This window comes from Micromonospora sp. RHAY321, assembly GCF_023896955.1.
Taxonomy (GTDB): Bacteria; Actinomycetota; Actinomycetes; order Mycobacteriales; family Micromonosporaceae; genus Micromonospora.
In genome coordinates this window covers 713,085-729,707 of record NZ_JAMHIW010000001.1, presented here as the reverse complement: position 1 = coordinate 729,707, position 16,623 = coordinate 713,085, and the positions used below count along the sequence as shown (strand labels likewise).

General features: G+C 75.0%; 20 protein-coding genes. 14 read left to right on the top strand and 6 right to left on the bottom strand.

Features of this window, described 5'->3' with window-relative positions:
- The first annotated feature begins 8 nt into the window (after positions 1 to 8).
- From M8C17_RS03395 to M8C17_RS03385, 3 genes are all read left to right on the top strand, one after another.
- Positions 9 to 749, top strand: a complete 741-nt coding sequence (locus M8C17_RS03395; protein ID WP_252414832.1) for an ANTAR domain-containing protein — start codon at positions 9 to 11, stop codon at positions 747 to 749.
- A gap of 120 nt (positions 750 to 869) precedes the next feature.
- Positions 870 to 1,373 (top strand): DUF2231 domain-containing protein, encoded by a 504-nt coding sequence (locus M8C17_RS03390; RefSeq protein WP_252414831.1) that lies wholly within the window; start codon positions 870 to 872, stop codon positions 1,371 to 1,373.
- Positions 1,374 to 1,471: 98 nt separating this feature from the next.
- Positions 1,472 to 2,230, top strand: coding sequence for a class I SAM-dependent methyltransferase (locus M8C17_RS03385; protein WP_252414830.1), 759 nt, complete (start codon positions 1,472 to 1,474; stop codon positions 2,228 to 2,230).
- A 72-nt stretch (positions 2,231 to 2,302) separates the two neighbouring features.
- On the opposite strand, the gene M8C17_RS03380 is transcribed toward M8C17_RS03385, so the two are convergent.
- Positions 2,303 to 3,271, bottom strand: a complete 969-nt coding sequence (locus M8C17_RS03380) for a DUF3500 domain-containing protein (RefSeq protein WP_252414829.1) — start codon at positions 3,269 to 3,271, stop codon at positions 2,303 to 2,305.
- Positions 3,272 to 3,303: 32 nt separating this feature from the next.
- On the bottom strand, positions 3,304 to 3,696 hold the full coding sequence (locus tag M8C17_RS03375) for an ankyrin repeat domain-containing protein (RefSeq protein WP_252414828.1): 393 nt from the start codon (positions 3,694 to 3,696) through the stop codon (positions 3,304 to 3,306).
- 63 nt (positions 3,697 to 3,759) lie between these two features.
- On the opposite strand from M8C17_RS03375, the gene M8C17_RS03370 reads away from it, so the two are divergent.
- The 9 genes from M8C17_RS03370 to M8C17_RS03330 all read left to right on the top strand — a co-directional run bounded on the left by M8C17_RS03370 (position 3,760) and on the right by M8C17_RS03330 (position 9,589).
- A complete protein-coding gene (locus M8C17_RS03370; RefSeq protein ID WP_252414827.1) occupies positions 3,760 to 4,137 on the top strand; it encodes a signal peptidase I in 378 nt (125 codons plus the stop codon).
- A 108-nt stretch (positions 4,138 to 4,245) separates the two neighbouring features.
- Entirely contained in the window at positions 4,246 to 4,701 is a 456-nt protein-coding gene (locus M8C17_RS03365; protein WP_252414826.1) for a cysteine dioxygenase family protein, read from the top strand.
- Positions 4,702 to 4,748: 47 nt separating this feature from the next.
- Positions 4,749 to 5,237: a rhodanese-like domain-containing protein gene (locus M8C17_RS03360; RefSeq protein ID WP_252414825.1), complete on the top strand. Its 489-nt coding sequence runs from the start codon at positions 4,749 to 4,751 to the stop codon at positions 5,235 to 5,237.
- Between the two features lie 51 nt (positions 5,238 to 5,288).
- A complete protein-coding gene (locus tag M8C17_RS03355; RefSeq protein WP_252414824.1) occupies positions 5,289 to 5,843 on the top strand; it encodes a winged helix-turn-helix domain-containing protein in 555 nt (184 codons plus the stop codon).
- Between the two features lie 247 nt (positions 5,844 to 6,090).
- Positions 6,091 to 6,693, top strand: coding sequence for a winged helix-turn-helix domain-containing protein (locus M8C17_RS03350; protein WP_252414823.1), 603 nt, complete (start codon positions 6,091 to 6,093; stop codon positions 6,691 to 6,693).
- Between the two features lie 42 nt (positions 6,694 to 6,735).
- The gene (locus tag M8C17_RS03345) at positions 6,736 to 7,383 is read left to right on the top strand and encodes a uridine kinase (protein WP_252414822.1); all 648 of its coding nucleotides are present in this window, start codon (positions 6,736 to 6,738) and stop codon (positions 7,381 to 7,383) included.
- A gap of 164 nt (positions 7,384 to 7,547) precedes the next feature.
- A complete protein-coding gene (locus tag M8C17_RS03340; RefSeq protein ID WP_203178243.1) occupies positions 7,548 to 7,946 on the top strand; it encodes a TraR/DksA C4-type zinc finger protein in 399 nt (132 codons plus the stop codon).
- Positions 7,947 to 7,994: 48 nt separating this feature from the next.
- Complete coding sequence (locus M8C17_RS03335) at positions 7,995 to 8,867, top strand: DUF72 domain-containing protein (protein ID WP_252414821.1); 873 nt, start codon at positions 7,995 to 7,997, stop codon at positions 8,865 to 8,867.
- Positions 8,868 to 9,160: 293 nt separating this feature from the next.
- Positions 9,161 to 9,589, top strand: coding sequence for a DUF2267 domain-containing protein (locus M8C17_RS03330; protein ID WP_252414820.1), 429 nt, complete (start codon positions 9,161 to 9,163; stop codon positions 9,587 to 9,589).
- A gap of 34 nt (positions 9,590 to 9,623) precedes the next feature.
- On the opposite strand, the gene M8C17_RS03325 is transcribed toward M8C17_RS03330, so the two are convergent.
- Complete coding sequence (locus M8C17_RS03325; RefSeq protein ID WP_252414819.1) at positions 9,624 to 10,415, bottom strand: DUF72 domain-containing protein; 792 nt, start codon at positions 10,413 to 10,415, stop codon at positions 9,624 to 9,626.
- 156 nt (positions 10,416 to 10,571) lie between these two features.
- Between M8C17_RS03325 and M8C17_RS03320 the strand changes: the two genes are divergently transcribed.
- Together M8C17_RS03320 and M8C17_RS03315 are read left to right on the top strand one after the other, a co-directional pair.
- On the top strand, positions 10,572 to 10,877 hold the full coding sequence (locus M8C17_RS03320; RefSeq protein ID WP_252414818.1) for a hypothetical protein: 306 nt from the start codon (positions 10,572 to 10,574) through the stop codon (positions 10,875 to 10,877).
- Between the two features lie 9 nt (positions 10,878 to 10,886).
- Positions 10,887 to 12,161, top strand: a complete 1,275-nt coding sequence (locus tag M8C17_RS03315; RefSeq protein ID WP_252414817.1) for a JmjC domain-containing protein — start codon at positions 10,887 to 10,889, stop codon at positions 12,159 to 12,161.
- Between the two features lie 117 nt (positions 12,162 to 12,278).
- Here M8C17_RS03315 and M8C17_RS03310 read toward each other — a convergent pair whose 3' ends face one another.
- Genes M8C17_RS03310 through M8C17_RS03300 form a run of 3 tightly spaced genes read right to left on the bottom strand, consistent with a single transcriptional unit; the run spans position 12,279 to position 16,619 of the window.
- The gene (locus tag M8C17_RS03310; RefSeq protein WP_252414816.1) at positions 12,279 to 12,944 is read right to left on the bottom strand and encodes a hypothetical protein; all 666 of its coding nucleotides are present in this window, start codon (positions 12,942 to 12,944) and stop codon (positions 12,279 to 12,281) included.
- Complete coding sequence (locus M8C17_RS03305) at positions 12,941 to 15,616, bottom strand: FtsK/SpoIIIE domain-containing protein (protein ID WP_252414815.1); 2,676 nt, start codon at positions 15,614 to 15,616, stop codon at positions 12,941 to 12,943. Before M8C17_RS03305 ends, M8C17_RS03310 begins: the two co-directional genes overlap by 4 nt.
- Entirely contained in the window at positions 15,609 to 16,619 is a 1,011-nt protein-coding gene (locus M8C17_RS03300; protein ID WP_252414814.1) for a hypothetical protein, read from the bottom strand. The genes M8C17_RS03305 and M8C17_RS03300 overlap by 8 nt, the downstream gene beginning before the upstream one ends.
- Positions 16,620 to 16,623 lie beyond the last annotated feature (4 nt).

Sequence of the window (16,623 nt, the reverse complement as noted above, 5' to 3'; positions counted from 1 at the left end):
GCGGGCCAGTGAATCTGGACATGCGGGAGCCGGTGGCCGAGCGCCTCGGCGTGCTGGAGACAGCCGCGCTGTTGCGGGAGCTGACCGCCGGCCTGATCGCCCTGAGCGACTTCGACGAGGCGCTGCTGGCGCTGGTCCGGGTGACCCGCGACGCGGTGGCAGGGGTGCGCTGGTGCGGCTTCACCGCCCTGCGCGCCGGTGAGCCGGCCGGGGTGGCGGCCTCCGACGAGCGGCTGGCCGGCCTGGACGACCTGCGGCACGGGCCGGACTCGCCGGCGATGAGCGCGATCCGGCGCCGGGAGATGATCCTCGCGGCCGACCTGGCCGGTGAGCGACGCTGGCCGGCCTGGACGGCGCGCGCGCGTGACCTGGGCGTACGCGGGGCGATCTCCGCGCCGGTCGACATCGACGACCAGGTGATCGGGGCCATCAACCTGTACGCCGCGGCACCGGACGTGCTCACCCCGCAGCACCAACTGACCGCCATGCTGCTGGCCGAGCACGCCGGGCTGCTGCTGGCCGCCGTCCGCGACCGGGGCCGGCAGGTCGCGCTCGCCGGCGAGCGGGACGCCTCGATGCTCCAGGACGGGGTGGTGGAGCAGGCCGTCGGGGTGATCATGACGCAGCGCGGGTGCGCGCCGGCGGAAGCGCTCGACGTGCTGCGTACCGCCGCGTCGTCGCTGGACATCCCGCTGCGCGAGGTGGCCGAGCGGCTGGTCCGGACGGTCTCCCGCCAGCGCGACAACTGACCGACCCCGGCTGGTGCCCGTTCTCCCGGTCGGCGGCGAGTCGGGCGCGATTGTTTCGCCCGGATGGGGCTCGGGTAGCACTCTGGTACTGCTGAGCTGCGCCGACCCGGGGGAGGACCGATGCAGAGCCGGCTGCGGGTGCAGGGGCACCCCATCCAACCGATGTTGGTGACGTTCCCGCTCGGGCTCTTCGTCAGCGCCACCGTCTTCGATCTCACCGACGTCATCGGTGGGCCGTCGTTCCTGGGCGAGGTCGGCTACTGGACCGTTGTCGCCGCTCTGTTCGCCGCCGCGATGACCGCGATCGCCGGCATGGTCGACCTGTGGGACGTACCCGGCGACCGGACCCGCCGCACGGCCGTCTCGTTCAATCTGGTGAACGCCGCTATGGCCGGCCTGTTCCTGGTCACCTGCCTGATCCGAGCCAACTCCCCGCAGCGGGGCGCGTCGGTCGCGATCCTGGTCACCGAGCTGGTCGCGCTGGCCGCCGGCGGGGTCGGCGTCTACCTGGGTGCCCGGCTGATGCGTCAGTTCGACGGGCGCCGCCGCGCCGAGGCGGGCACCTTCGACGCGCTCAACGGGGTTGCCGGCTCCACCGTCGAGATGGTCCGCCCGCGCCCCTGAGGCAACCCGCCCGGCCCGGCGTCGCGTGATGCGCCAGCCGGGCGGCCTGGGTGGCAAATGCGTTGCCCGCGCGGGAGCGGTCGGCGAGGCTGACCGCCGTGGACACTGCGCGCAACGTCGATGACCTGATCGCGGAGGCGGCCGCCGCGCCGGTCGACGGCTGGGGGTTCGACTGGCTGGCCGGCCGGGCCACCGAGGAACGCCCGCCCTGGGGGTACGCCGACCTGGTTGCCGACCGGATGGCGCGCGTCGACGCGGCGCTGGACGTGGACACCGGCGGCGGCGAGGTGCTCGCCGAGGTGCCCCGACCGCCGAGGTTGCTGACGGCCACCGAGGGCTGGCCGCCGAACGTCGAGGTGGCTCGGCGCACCCTGCGGCGGGTCGGCGCGACGGTGGTGGCGGTCGCCCCGGACGCGCCGCTGCCGTTCCGCGATGACTCCTTCGACCTGGTGGTCAGCCGACATCCCGTCCGCACCGACTGGGCGGAGACGGCCCGGGTGCTGCGGCCGGGCGGGACGTTCCTGTCCCAGCAGATCGGTCCGGGCACCATGCGCGAGGTGAGCGAGGCGATCCTCGGCCCGCTGCCGCCGCCGAGCCAGCGTCACCCGGAGCACGCGGTGGCCGCCGCCCGGGCCGCCGGGCTGACCGTGGTGGACCTGCGCCACGCCACGCTCCGGGCGGTCTTCCACGACGTCGGGGCGGTGGTGTGGTTCCTGCGCAAGGTGATCTGGACGGCGCCCGGTTTCACGGTGGACCGCTACCGCCCGCAGTTGCTCGCCCTGCACCACCGCATCACCACCGAGGGCCCGTTCGTGGCCCACGCCCAACGCTTCCTCATCGAGGCCACCAACCCCTGACCCCGGCCCCAGGACGGTCGATCATGAGGTTGACGGGCCGATCAGGCCGTCAAGCGCCCGCCAACTTCATGATCAACCGCGTTGGTCGGAGGGGTGGGGGTGGGTCTGGTGGTGGTTGGCCAGGACGTCGGCGCCGAAGTCGCTGGCCGGGCGGCGCAGCACGGTGTGCGCGTGATTGCCGTCCTCGGTGGTGTTGTCGTACTCGATCAGCAGGTCGTCGCCCTGGACCCGGTAGTAGTGCCGCTGGCCCGGCCGGGTGGGGCCGGCCCAGGCGAAGTGCAGCTCACCGCCGTCGAGGCGGCGTGCCTCCCGGATGGCCAGCTCCGGGGGCAGCCGGTCCAGGTAGAGCGCGACCACCTGGTCGAGCAGCGCCCGGCCGGTCGGCCCCAGGCGGCCCGCCGGCACGCCGAGCGGCTCCAGTGGCCCGTCGACCCGCCCTCGGGTGGCGCTGATGATGTCCGCCGGTGCCTCGTCGGCGAGGATCGCGGCGGCCCGCTCGGCCGGGCCCATCGCATCGAGCAGGGCGCGGGCGAGGTCCTCCTCGACGCCGAGCGGCCGGGAGACCGGGCGGCCGGCGTACCGGACCGCCGCCGGGTTGGCGCCGAAGAAGATCGGCGCGGGGGAGACCTGGTCGTCGACCACGGTCATGTTCACCGACAGGTGGTGCCCCTCCAGCCGCCACGCCCAGCGGTCGTCGCGCGCCGGGTCGCCGAACACCGCGATCCAGTAGTCGCCGCTGTGCCGCCCGCGGTGCCAGCCCTCGGCCCGGTCCAGCACCTCCTCCAGCGCGACGATCGCCATCGCCTGCGCGTACGCCGACGGGCTGAGCGCGGTCGCCAGGAGCCGGTGGGCGGCCTTGCGGCCGGCGATGTCCAGCTCGGCGAGGCAGGTGCCGGGGCGGGGCCGGGGCCGGTACTCCAGCCAGCGCCGCGCCGCCTCGTCGTCGAACGGGCGTACGGCCTGGTCGCGGGCCGTCGGGTCGAGCGCGGCGAGCAGCGCGGTGGCGGCGGCCCGCATCTGCTCGGGCAGGGGATCTTCCACCGACTCTGTATACCGGCCCGCCGGGGTCGGCGTCAGCCGGCCCGCAGCAGCTCGGTCATCTCCGGCAGGTCGAAGAACTGGGCGGTCTCGATCGCGGACGGGTTGCCGTGCGCCGGGTCGGCGCCGGCGGCGAGCAGCGCGCGGACGGCGTCGGTGCTGCTGCGGAAGACCGCGGCGGCCAGGGCGGTCTGGCCGCGGTCGTTGGTCCGGGTGTGGTCGGCGCCGCGGTCCAGCAGGGCGGCCACCGTGGCGGGGTGGGCGTGGTACGCGGCGAGGATCAGCAGCGTGTCGCCCTTGTCGTTGGTGAGGTTGACGGGCAGGCCGGCGTCGAGCTGCGCGGCCAGTTCCTCGGTGGAGCCCGCGCGGGCGAGGTCGAACATCCGGTGCGCGAACGCCAACGTCTCGGCGTCGAGGTCGTCGGTCACCGGTCCAGGTTAGTCGTCCGGGCACTGATAGGTTGCTCGGCCGGTGCGCTGGGGGAGGGTCCGTTGGGTGAGACGGTGTACGTGGGCAACGCCGGTGTCGACGGTGCCGGAAACGCGGGTTGGCTGCTCGGGCACTTCGCGCCGCCGGGGGAGATCCGGCACAGCACCGACGTCGAGGTGAAGTGGGGCGTGCACCCGCCCGGGGAGGCCCGCTCGCGGTGGGCGACGGAGGAGCGGCGGACCGCGTTGCTCGTACTGGTGGAGGGGCGGTTCCGGGTGGAGTTGCCGGACCGGACGGTGCGGTTGGCCGCCCCGGGCGACTACGTGGTGTGGGCCCGGGGGGTGGATCACTCCTGGTACGCCGAGTGCGCCTCGGTGGTGCTGACCGTGCGGTGGCCGTCGCTGCCCGGCTACCGGGTGGACCCGCCGGTCCTGCGCTGAGAGGCGGCGTGCGCAGCGGGCGTCCCAGCACGTGGTATTACCTACTAAACCTATAGGGTTTGACGGCTAGAGTACGAGGGCACCCGCCGAACGACCGCGAGGACCGCCATGAACCACCACGGCCCGGAGCCCGACCTGCTCGCCGTCGCCGCCCGCTGGGCCGACCCGGCCCGCTGGCCGGTGCCGCTGCGCTTCGACCCCGACGAGCGCTGGTACGCCCGGCTCGCCATCGGCGACGACCACGAGGTGTGGGCGCTGAGCTGGCTGCCCGGGCAGGGCACCGACCTGCACGACCACGGCGGCTCCGCCGGGGCGTTCCGGGTGGTCGACGGCGCGCTCACCGAGGAGACCGTCGCCGGTGGCCGGTTGCGCCCCCGGCTGCTCGGCGCCGGCGCCGGTCGCCGCTTCGGCCCCCGGCACGTGCACGTGGTGACCAACCGGGGCACGGAACCGGCGATCAGCGTGCACGTCTACCGGCCGGCGCTGGTCCGGATGACCCGCTACCACCTCGCCGACGGGCGGCTGCGGGTCGCCGAGGTCGCCGAGGCCGGCCGCTCCTGGTGAGCGGCCGGCACCCACGATCCACCCTCGACCACCGAAAGGAACCGACCATGCAGGTGACCGCCGAGCGGTGTCCGGCCCCCGTGCCGCCACCGGGCTCCCGGGGCATCGACGAGATCCTGGCCGCCGCGCGCGACCGGCTCGACCGGCTCGATCCGGAGCGGGCGCACCTGGCGTACCGGGCCGGGGCGCTGCTGGTCGACATCCGGCCGGCCGCCCAGCGGGCCGCGCACGGTGTCGTGCCGGGCTCGCTCGCGATCGAACGCAACGTCCTGGAGTGGCGCTTCGACCCGCGCTGCCCCGCCCGGCTGCCGCAGGCGGTCGACTACGACGTTCCCGTGGTGATCCTCTGCCAGGAGGGCTACACCTCGTCGCTGGCCGCCGCCGCGCTGCAGGACATCGGCCTGCACCGGGCCACGGACGTGGTCGGTGGCTTCGCCGCCTGGCGGATCGCCGGCCTGCCGGCCCTCGGCCCCACCCCGCTGCACCGCGGGTCCCCTCTCGCGTCGCCGGTCACCGCCGGCCCGGCGCGCCGCTGACCGCCACGCCGCACCGCGCGTGGCGGGCGTACCGCCATCCCAGGAGGCACCATGTCCGTCGTCGCCATCCCCACGCGCCCCCACCACCCGGGCCCTCGCCCCGCCCGCCAGCGCACCGGTCCCACCCTGACCATCACCCTCGACCTCGCGCCCGGGCCGCTGAGCCCCCGGCTGGCGCGGCTGGTGCAGCTGCTCGGCGAGCTGGCCGAGTCGGGGGAGGGACGGCTGCGCACCGCCGACCACGTCCCGCCGGGGCCGCGTCCGGTCGCCGACGCCACCGCCGAGCCGTCCGCCGCCGACGACACCGACCAGGTCCGCATCCTGGCCGGCTCGCGGATCGTCCGCCGTGGCGACCGGGTCGTCCCGCTGACCCGCATCGAGTACGAGCTGCTGCTGTTCCTGGCCGAGCGCCCGCGCCGGGTCTTCACCCGCCTCCAGTTGCTCGCCAGCGTCTGGGGCTACGAGCACGCGGTCGCCCGGACGGTGGACGTGCACGTGCGCCGGCTGCGGGCCAAACTGGACGGCACTCCTGTCGTCACCACCGTCTACGGGGTGGGTTACCGGCTGGCCGACGAGGCGCGGATCAGCGTGGAGCGCGGCCGCTGAGCACCGGCCGTACGCGGCCGGACCGGCCACGGTCAACGGGCGGGGACCCCCGTATCGGGTCATCTGGGCGGCTCTGCTGTAATCATCTGGCTTCGTACGCAGAGCGAGCACTCGGCTCCGATGTGTTCGTCAATTGTCACATTCATGCAACGCAGCCGCCTCTTGACCCTCGCCCGGGCGCCGGGAAGCATCGATGAAGCGGCGTCCCGGGCCGTGGGGAGATACCCGGACCCAGCCAAGGAGGACCATGTCGGTCAGCCCCGCCTCGTCGCGCGCCGGATGGCATACGTCCCAACCCGCGGTGCCCGGTCGACCTCCCGGCGGCCAGCGCCGCCCGGCGAACACCGCCGCGCCCGTGCTCACCGTGACGCTGTCCATCCCGCTCGCCTGTGAGGAGTCGCTGACCCCGCCGGCCCGCCGGCTGCTCGAGGCGGCCCGCGAGCTCCTGGAGCGGGGCGAGGCGGTCATCACCAGCTCGGTTCCGGCCGAACGTCGCGCCGACGCCGTGCCGGCCAACCGGTCGACCCGGCCGGTCACCCCGACCATCCCGGCCCTGCACATCCTCGCCTCGTCGCGGTCGGTGCTGCGCGACGACGAGCCCTTGCCGCTGACCCGGCTGGAGTTCGACCTGCTGCTGCACCTGGTCGCCCACCCCCGCCGGGTGTTCACCCGGCTGCAACTGCTCAACGCCGTCTGGGGCTACGAGCACGCCGGCGTCCGCACCGTCGACGTGCACGTACGCCGGCTGCGCGGCAAGGTCGGCGTGGACGTTCCCCTGGTCACCACCGTCTACGGCGTGGGCTACCGCCTGGCCGACGACGCCCGCGTCACCATCGACCGCACCGGCTGACCGGCCGCACCGACACGCCGCTGGGCGGGGCAGGATGGTCCGGTGCGCATCCGACCCATCTCGCCCGACCTGCTCGTCACCGAGCTGGCCGGCCGGCTGGCCGACGCCGCCGCGACCGTCGGGCCGGCGCGGCTACGGGTGGCGGTGGACGGCGCCCCCGCCGCCGGCCCGGACGAACTGGCCACCACGCTGATCGACCCGCTGCGTGCCCGGGGCCACCCGGTCCTGCACGTACGCGCCAGCGACTTCCTCCGGCCCGCGTCGCTGCGCTTCGAGCTCGGCCGGACCAACCCGGACGCCTACTACGAGGGCTGGGTGGACGAGACCGGGTTGCGCCGCGAGGTGCTCGACCCGGCCGGCCCCGGCGGGAACGGCCGGCTGCTCCCCTCGCTCTGGGACGCCGCCGCCGACCGGGCCAGCCGTGCCCGCTACGTCGACCTGCCACCCGGCGGCGTCGTCCTGGTCAGTGGCACACTGCTGCTCGGCGGCGGCCTGCCCTTCGACGTCACCGTCCACCTGGAGCTGTCCGCGGCGGCACTGCGCCGGCGGACCGAACCGGCCCTGGAGTGGACCCTGCCGGCCTTCGACCGGTACGCCGAGGAGGTCGTCCCGGCCAGCTTCGCCGACGTGGTGGTACGGGCCGACGACCCCCGCCACCCCGCTCTCGTGGAGCCCGGAGCCGGCGGCTGACGATCGGCGAAAATCGCCGGTTTGGTCGACTCCCCGGGCGGGTACTCGCCCGGCTCACAGAGCACGGGTGACCGCCCGTGCACCGGATGCGACCGTGACCGGGGCCAGGTGCCGCCGGCATCCCGGTTCACCTTGAGCCACAGGCCCAGGAAAGGCAGGCAGCGATGCTCGTCCACGACACGGTCGGTACGGGCCGTTCCCAGACGGAGATCGACCAGATCCGGCTCTCCCTCCAGGCGCGCTACGACGAGTTGACCGCGGAGTACGAGCAGGCCGTGCTGCAGAGCCAGGTGCTGCGGCTGGTGGAGGTCGGTGACACCGCTGGCGACGACCAGGCCGACAGCGGCACCAAGACCGCCGAGCGGGACACCGCCCAATCCCTGCTGCGCACCATCCTCGACCGCCGCGCCCAGTACGAGCACGCCCTGGGCCGGCTCGCAGAGGGCACCTACGGCTGGTGCGAAGGCTGCTCGGCGGCGATCCCGGTGGAGCGGTTGGAGATCTTCCCGTCCGCCACCACCTGCGTGACCTGCAAGCAGACCCGCGAGCGGCGGGCGGCCTGAGCGACGTCAGCGGTTGCCGGTCGGTCCACGACGCGATGGACTCCACCCATGGGTGACATTCTCGTGGGCACCGCGTCCTGGACCGACCGCACGCTGCTCGACTCCGGGTGGTATCCGCAGACCGCCGACACACCGGAGAAGCGGCTGGCGTACTACGCCCGGCAGTTTCCGCTGGTCGAAGTGGACGCCACCTACTACTCGCCGCCCGCCGAGGCGACCGCGCGGCTCTGGGCCGAGCGCACCCCGGCCGGCTTCACGTTCAACATCAAGGCGTTCAGCATGCTGACCGGGCATCCCACCCGGGTCAGCGCGCTCTACAAGGACCTGCGGCCGGAGACGGAGAAAAAGAACGTCTACCCCGACGACCTGCCCGCGCAGGCGTACGAGGAGGTGTGGACGCGTTTCCTGTCCGCGTTGGACCCGCTGGTCGAGGCGGGCAAGCTGGGCGCACTGCTGTTCCAGTTCCCGCCCTGGTTCACGATCAAGCGGGACAACAAGCAGTATTTGCTGGAGGTGGCGAAGCGCTGCGCGCCGCTGCGGCCGGTCTACGAGTTCCGGCACGCCTCCTGGTTCGACGGCGCCAACGCCGACGAGACACTGGCCTTCCTGCGGCAGCACCGGCTGCCGTTCGTCTGCGTGGACATGCCGCAGGGCCACCGCTCGTCGGTGCCGCCGGTGCTGGCCGCCACGGCGGACCTCGCCGTGGTGCGCTTCCACGGCCACAGCGACAAGTGGACCAGCAAGGACATCCACGAGAAGTTCGGCTACGACTACTCCAAGCGTGAGTTGGCCGACTGGGCGCCGAAGCTGCGCGAGCTGGCCGACAGCGCCGAGAAGACCCACGTCCTCATGAACAATTGTTACCGCGACTACGCGCAGACCAACGGGAAGACCCTGGCCGGGCTCCTCGGCGTGGACTGACCTCGCCCGGCTCACCCGATCCGGGTGGGGCCGGGTCACCCGCCCGGGCGGCAGGGTGGCAGGTGCGTGCGGCCGTGACGGCGGCCGGCGCCGCAGAAGACACGGAGGTGACGGGATGACGGTTCGACTGGTGGCGGATAGACGGCGTGGTGCCGTCCTGCACGTGGTCGGGACGGCCGACAACGCCCGGCGCGTGCCGCAGGGCAGCCCGATCCGGGCCCGACGCGGACCGGCGGGGCCGCCGCGTCGCGACGACGACCAACGATGGGACACCGGGGAACGGGGGTCGACCGATGGCTGACCAACAGATCTCGGCATTCGAGTCCTCGCTCGACAAGACGAACCTGATTCTCAAGGACATCGAGAACGCCTACGGCTGGCCGAAGGACCGGCGCAACCAGTCGTACGCGGCGTTGCGCACGGTGCTGCACCTGCTGCGTGACCGGTTGCCGGTCAACGAGAGCGTGGAGTTCGCCCAGCAGTTGCCGGTGCTGGTCCGCGGGATCTACTTCGACGGGTGGAACCCCTCGGACGTGCCGATCAAGCTCAACCGTGACGACTTCCTCTACGAGGTCCGCCAGGGCTTCCCGTACGACGTGGAGGGCGGCGCGGAGCGGGTGACGCAGGTGGTGTTGGACACCCTGCGCCGGCACGTCACCCAGGGCGAGTGGCAGGACGTCAAGGACACCATGCCCAAGGACCTGGCCCGGATGCTGCCCTGACGCCGCGAGCCCGCCCGGAAGCACTCGGGCGGGCTCAGCCGCCGGCCTGCCCCGCGCCGTCGGGTCGCGGTACCGCGGCCGGCACCCGGGACACCGGATGGCCGGTCCGCCCGGCCAGCGCGGCGAAGGCGACGGCATCCACGATGGCGGCGCCGCCCGGATCGTTGTTGAAGTAGACGTACGCCGGCTCGTCCGCGTCGAAGGTGTCGGTCAGCCGGCGTGCCCAGGTGGCGAGCGCGGTGCGGCCGTACCGGGGCCAGGGCCGCGCCCGCCCCTCGTGCAGCCGCAGGTAACCGAAGTCGGTGGTGCGCCACAGCGGCGCGACCGGGCGGCCCAGCCGGTCCGCCCAGACCAGCGCCGCCCGCCGGCGTTCCAGCACCGCGCGGGTGGCGTCGGTCCACCAGGAGGGGTGCCGTGGCTCGACGGCCACCCGCACCTCGGCCGGAAAGAGCCGGAGTGTCGCGTCGAGCGCGTCGACGTCGGCTCGCAGGTTCGGCGGCAGTTGCAGCAGCACCGGGCCGAGCCGGTCACCGAGCGCGGTGGCACGCCCGAGGAACCGGGCGACCGGCTCCGCCGGGTCACGCAGCCGCTTGATGTGGGTCAGGTAGCGGCTCATCTTCACGGCCACGCAGAAGTCCGCCGGGGTCCGGGCACGCCAGGCGGCGAAGGTGTCCCGCTCCGGCAGCCGGTAGAAGGCGTTGTTGACCTCGACGGTGGCGAAGCCGGCGGCGAAGTGCTCCAGCCAGAGCCGCTGCGGCAGCCGCTCGGGATAGAAGCGGCCCCGCCAGTCGCGGTACTGCCAGCCGGAGGTGCCCACCAGGATCACCCCTCCATCCTGGCACCGACCCCGCCACCGGTGAACCGCCCGTGTCGCCCCGGTTCGGCGTCTACGGTGAGGGTTAGAGAAGATCGCGCGTGGGGTACCACCCGCAGCACGACGGACCCCGGCGTACGGCGGGGCGGCACACCCGAGGGAGTACCGATGGCACTCAACGACGACGACATGCAGACCACGGGCGGCGGCGGCCCGGAAGGCCCGGCCGACGGTGGTGCGACGGCGGGTCAGCACGACGGTGGCGCGGACGGCAGCGCGGAGGGTCCCGCCGACGGTGGTGCGACCCCCGGCCAGCACGACGGCGGCGCCGACGGCAGCGCGGAGGGTCCCGCCGACGGTGGCGCGACCCCCGGCCAGCAGGACGGTGGCGCCGACGGTGGCGCGGAGGGTCCTGCCGACGGTGGAGCGACCCCGGGCCAACAGGACGGTGGCGCTGACGGCAGCGCACGGTAAGGGTCCGTCGTGACGCATCTCGACCCGCCGGGCGGCCACGGCCGCCCGGCGGTTCCGTCCGCGACCGCCGCCGCGGCGCTGGCCCGCTGCGTCTCGGTCGAACCGGCCAAGTTCGCCGCCGCGCACTGGGGGCACACCCCGCTGCTGTCCCGCGCCGCCGAGCTGCCCGACCCGGCCGGCTTCACCGACCTGCTCAGCACCGCCGACGCCGACGAGCTGCTGAGCCGGCGCGGTCTGCGTACCCCCTTCCTGCGCGTGGCCAAGGACGGGCAGCTCGTCCCGGCGGCGCGGTGGACCGGCGGCGGTGGCGCCGGCGCCGAGATCGCCGACCAGGTGCTCGACGAGCGGATCCTGGAGCAGTACGCCGGCGGCGCGACCCTGGTGCTGCAGGGCCTGCACCGGATCTGGCCGCCGCTGGTCGACTTCGCCCGTGACCTGGGCCTCGCGCTGAACCAGCCGCTGCAGATCAACGCCTACCTCACCCCGGCCGGCAGTCAGGGCTTCGCCACCCACTACGACACCCACGACGTGTTCGTGCTCCAGGTCGACGGCCGCAAGCACTGGCGGATCCACCCGCCGGTGCTGCCCGACCCGCTGGAGAAGCAGCCCTGGGGAGGCCGCGCCGACGAGGTCGGCGCCACCGCAGAGGGCCCTGCCGCGCTGGACGTGGTGCTCGCCCCCGGCGACGCCCTCTACCTGCCACGCGGCTGGCTGCACAGCGCCCAGGCGCAGGAGGCCAGCTCGCTGCACCTCACCGTGGGCGTCCGCGCGCTGACCCGCTACGCCCTGGTCGAGGAGCTGCTCGCGCTGGCCGCCGAGGACCAGCGGCTGCGCGCCAGCCTGCCGTTCGGCACCGACGTCGCCGACCCGGACGCCATCGAGCCGGAGCTGACCGAGACCGTGGAGGCGCTGCGGGACTGGCTGCTGCGCGCCGACCCCGGCGCCGTCGCGGCACGGCTGCGGCAGCGCGCCTGGCCGGCCGCCCGCCCGGCGCCGATCCGGCCGCTCGCCCAGGCCGGCGCGCTGGCCGCCCTGGACGCCGACTCCCGGCTCACCCTGCGCCCGGGTCTGCGCTGGCAGCTCGTGCCCCACGGGTCGGACACGGTGGCGCTGCGGCTGTTCGACCGCACCATCACCCTGCCGTCCGAGTGCGAGCCGGCGGTCCGCGCGCTGCTCACCGGCGCGGTCACCCGGGTCGGCGACCTGCCCGGGCTGCCCGACGACGCCGACCGGGTCACCCTGGCCCGCCGGCTGCTGCGCGAGGCCGTCCTCGTGCCGGAGTGAGCACACCTCCGGCCCGCGGGTGATCGACTCGGCTTCCTTGATGTCGCGGTGTCCGGTGGCGGGAATGGCGCGCCTTCCCGGACGTCGAGTCGATCAGTAGCGCAGAGGTTGGCCGGGTCAGCGGCCGAGCAGGAGCAGCAGCACGGTGGCGAGCAGGCCGGCGCCGAGCACCACCGTGATCGGCCTTGGCCCGAGCACCGCGTGCCGACGATCGGCGAGCACCCGCGCCGGCACGAGACCGACCAGCGGCCCGAGCAGGGTCACCACCAGCCCCAACACGGGCATCCCGACGGCCAGGTCCCCGCCGTACCCGACGCCGAGCGCCCGGGCGCCTGCGCCCAGCGCGTACGCCAGCACCGCACCGGCGACCCCGCAGAGCGCCAGCAACGGGTTCACCGAACCCGGCAGCTCACCCGGCTGGCCGGCCCGGTCGAGCAGGTCGCGGGCGCGGCGAAGCGGCAGCATCGGATCGGTGACCACGCCGTTGGCCGGGGCGGGCGGGCCACCGAGGCGACGGGCGCCCACGCCGAGCCGTTCCCTTAGCTGCTGCCACAGGTGCGCCACCTCGGCGTCCACCCGTTCCTGCTGCTCCCGGGCGGCGACCAGCTCCTCCTCGGCCCGCCGCACCTGGTCGGCGGCGTCGGCGACGGCGCGGTCAGCCGCCGCGCACTGCCGTTCGTACCAGGTGTGCGCCTCGGCGCGCTGCTCGCGCACCCGGGCGGTCAGCTCGGCCAGCCGCCGCAGCTGCGCCGCGTACGTCTCACTGGTCACCGGTTGGTTCATCGGGACGGTCCATAGGGGATGATCACCTGTCCGGTGCGGTGCACCGCCCGGTCGAAGAAGAGCCCCCGCCACGGGCGGGGATACCAGTCGGGGCCGCCGGTGCCCGGGTAGAGCGAGGCACCCAGCTCGCCGCCGTGCGCGTCCAGCGCCACCCAGGCGCCGATCTGGTCGGTGCGGGCGGCCGGCCCGCCCAGGTCGGCGCGCATCCGGGCGACTCCTCGCCACCAGGCCAGCACGTGGGTCCGCCGCTCCGGGCCGTCGTGCAGGATCCGGCGCAGGTGCTCCAGGCCGGTGCGCCGGCCCGTCCGTGCCGCCAGCGCACCGGCCGCCGCGTCGACCGCGAACAGCAGCAGGTAGTGCGCGCCACCCGGGGCGGCAAGTCCGTCGGCCGTCTCGGCCATCAGCTCGCCGACGGTCTCCTCGTCGTACCAGGCGGCGTCGTCGGCCAGGTCGTCGTAGAGCGCCCGGGCCACCGGGTCGGCGTCGGCGTCCAGGCAGGCGATGGAGAACCGGGCCGTCCCCGGCGGATGCTGGCGGGCCAGCGACCGGGCGGCCGCGTCGAGCACGGCGCACGCCTCGTCCACGCGCGTGCCCAGCACCGCGAGGTTGCGCCCGGGGGCGCGCGGCAGCCGCAGCGCCGCCGACCGGGACTGCACGTCGATGATCTCGCCGAGCAGGGCCACCGGGGTGCGCGGGGCGGTCCCGTCCGGCGGCGCGGTGAGCGCCCGGAAATCCGGGGCCTCCGCCAGCCGGGGAATGGCGTCGCCGTCGAAGAGCCGGGCCGGCGCCGCGTCGGGCGGACGCATCCGCCACAGCCGGTTCTGCAGGCCGCTCCACGTCTCCCAGTCGCTCGCCGACGGGATCCGGGCGATCTCGTTGCCCTCCACCATGCCGGACTCGGCGTTGACCACCGCGTGCCAGCGCGGCAGTGACTGCGCCGCGTCGTTGCGCTCGGCGAGGATCCGCAGCGCCTTGGGCAGCGCGATGCGCAGGGTGAACTGGGCGACCAGCGCCGGACGACCCCACAGCGCCTCGATGCCGCGTACGTCCTGCGAGGCGAGCACCAGGTGGATGCCCTGCGACCGACCCCGCCGGGCCAGGTCCTCCAGCAGGTCGGCCGCCTCCCGGGCGACCACGTCCCGGCCGGCCAGCAGCATCTGGAACTCGTCGACCACCGCGACGATCCGCGGCCAGTGCCCGGTCGGGTCGACGGCGCGCAGCTCGGCGAGTTTGGTCACCTCGTGCTTCTTGGCCGCGTCGGCCCGCCGGCGCAGCTCCTCGGCGAGGAACCGCAGCAGCGCCAGCCCGAACTCGCGGTCGGTGTTGACGTTGATCCCGACCAGCCGCATGTGCGGCAGCCAGCTCGGGTCGCGCCGACCCTGCGCGAACCGGGCGAAGGACACCCCCTCCTTGAAGTCGAGCAGGTAGAACTCCAGCTCGGCGGGGGAGTAGCGGGCCGCCAGCGCGCCGATCCAGGCGAAGATCAGATTGGTCTTGCCGGTGCCGGACGGCCCACCGATCAGCGCGTGCGGCGGGTAGTCGCCCAGCGTCAGCCGTACCGGCCGGCCCTGCGGCCCCTCGCCGATCGGGGCGGACAGCCCACCGGAGGAGTCCTCCCGCCACATCAGGTCCGGGGGTGGCAGCAGGTCGGCGAACGGGGTCGGCGGCGGGCCGGCGTTCACCCGGGCGGCGGTCTCCCGGCACGTGTCGGTGACCAGCGTCGCCGGTGGTGGCGGGTCCAACCGGACCGGCAGGCCGGACGGGCCGCCGATCCGGGCGTCGGACGCGTCGGCCACCACCCGGGTGACCGTCGGATCGTCCGGCAGCGGCACGCCGCGGACCACCAGGTGCACGCCGCAGGCCGCACCGGCCCGCACCACCCGGTCCAGTTGCCCGCGTTCGTGCCGGTTCAGCTCGTCGCCGCCGAGCAGCACCGCCACCCGCCACGGCTCGGGGCGGCGGCCGGTCGCCGAGGCCAGCTCCCGCAGCGAGGCGTACTCGCCGGCCAGCACGGTCTCGTTGATCCGGCGGATCTGCTCGACCAGGTCGTCCAGCAACGGGCCCAGCCCGCCGGGGCCCACGAACGTCAGCAGCCCGGCGGTGCCCAGCGGCGCGAACCCGGCCAGGCCGCCGCCGAGGTGCTCCGGGTCGTACCCGATCAGCCGCACCTGGCCCGGGTCGCCGCGGCCGACGGCCCGCAGCAGCAGCGCCGAGACCACCGCGTCGCAACCCGCGCGGTCGTCCCCGGACAGGTGCACGTGCCCGGCGTCGAGCAGCGGCACCAGCGCGGGCACCGGGTCGACGTCGTCGATCCGGACCGTGCCGACTCGCAGCGCGCCGGGCGGTTCGGCCCGGCGGGTCGGCGTCGGCGTCCATCCCGGCCAGTCGGCGCCGGCACAGCCGGGCGCCTCCAGGCGGGCGGCGTCGGCCGCGTGCCTGGCCAGCTCGGCGATCCGGGCGGAGTGCCGCGCGTCGATCTCGGCCAGCCGCCGATCCCGTTGCCCGCCCACCCGCTCCGGTACGGCGGCGGCCGCCCGGCGAACCCGGGCCAACCGCTCCCGGCCGGCGGTCAACTCGGCCTGCGCGGCCGACAGGCGGGTACGGGTGGCGCCCAGCGCCTCGGCGAGGGAGTCCCGGACCCGGGTGGCCAGCTGGCCCCGCCGGTCAGCCATCGGAGCTCCGTCGGCGCGGCGGCGCCGGCGCGTCCCGCCACGGGCCGCCCGCGCTCGGCGGCAGCGCACCGGAGCGCTGCCGTCCGACGGCGCCGGGCTGCTGCCCCGCGCCGCCCGGCCGCTGCGCCGAGCCACCCGGCTGCGCGACGGCGGCCGGCTGCGGGCCGGCGGTGGGCAGGTCCCGGCCGAGCCGGGCGAGCAGCAGACCGGTCGCCACGCCCGCGGTCACCGCGGAGTCCGCGGCGTGCGGCGGCTCCCCGGAGGCGCGTGGCGGCGGCATCCGGCACACCCGGGTTAGCAGTGTCTCCAGCACCGGCGGCGGCAGCCCGGGCAGCAGGTCCCGGACGCGCCCGTCCAGCTCCCCGCGCAACCGGCCGAGGTCGTTGGCGCGCGGCGGATGCCCCAGCAGCTCACCGGCCAGCTCGCGGAGCAGCGGCGGCGTCAGCGCCGCCATCCCCAGCCCCACGTCGGCCGGGGCGCGGCGCAGCTCGGTACGCAACCGGTCCCGGTCGCCGGCACGCACCCCGCGGACCACCCGGCGCAGCAACTCCTGGGAGTCGTCCAGTCGCTCGTCGGGCTCGTCGGCGCCGCCGTCGCGGCCGCCGGTCAGTTCCGCCACCCGCACCGACCACCAGCGGCGCAGCCGGACCTGCTCGGCGGGCTCCGGCGCGACCGTGGTCGGCCCTTCCGCGGGAGGCGTGTCGTGGCGTGGTTCGCGCGGCTGGGGGCGGGGTGCCGGTGCGCCGTCCGCGCTCAGCCCGATCGCGGTCAGGTACGCCGACAGCTGCTCCTGCGCCACCCGTAGCGCGTAGTTGGCGCTCTCGGCGTGCTCGGTCGCGGCGGACAGCTCCGGCACGCCCATCGGGTTGGCCGACTCCTGCCGGACCCAGCGCAGCCGCTCCGCCGCCAGGCCGAACTTCTCCAGCGCCTGGCCGATCAGGGCCACCGGAAACTCCTCGGTGGCGGCACGGACCTGCCCACCGACGTCCTCGATGATGGACACGGCG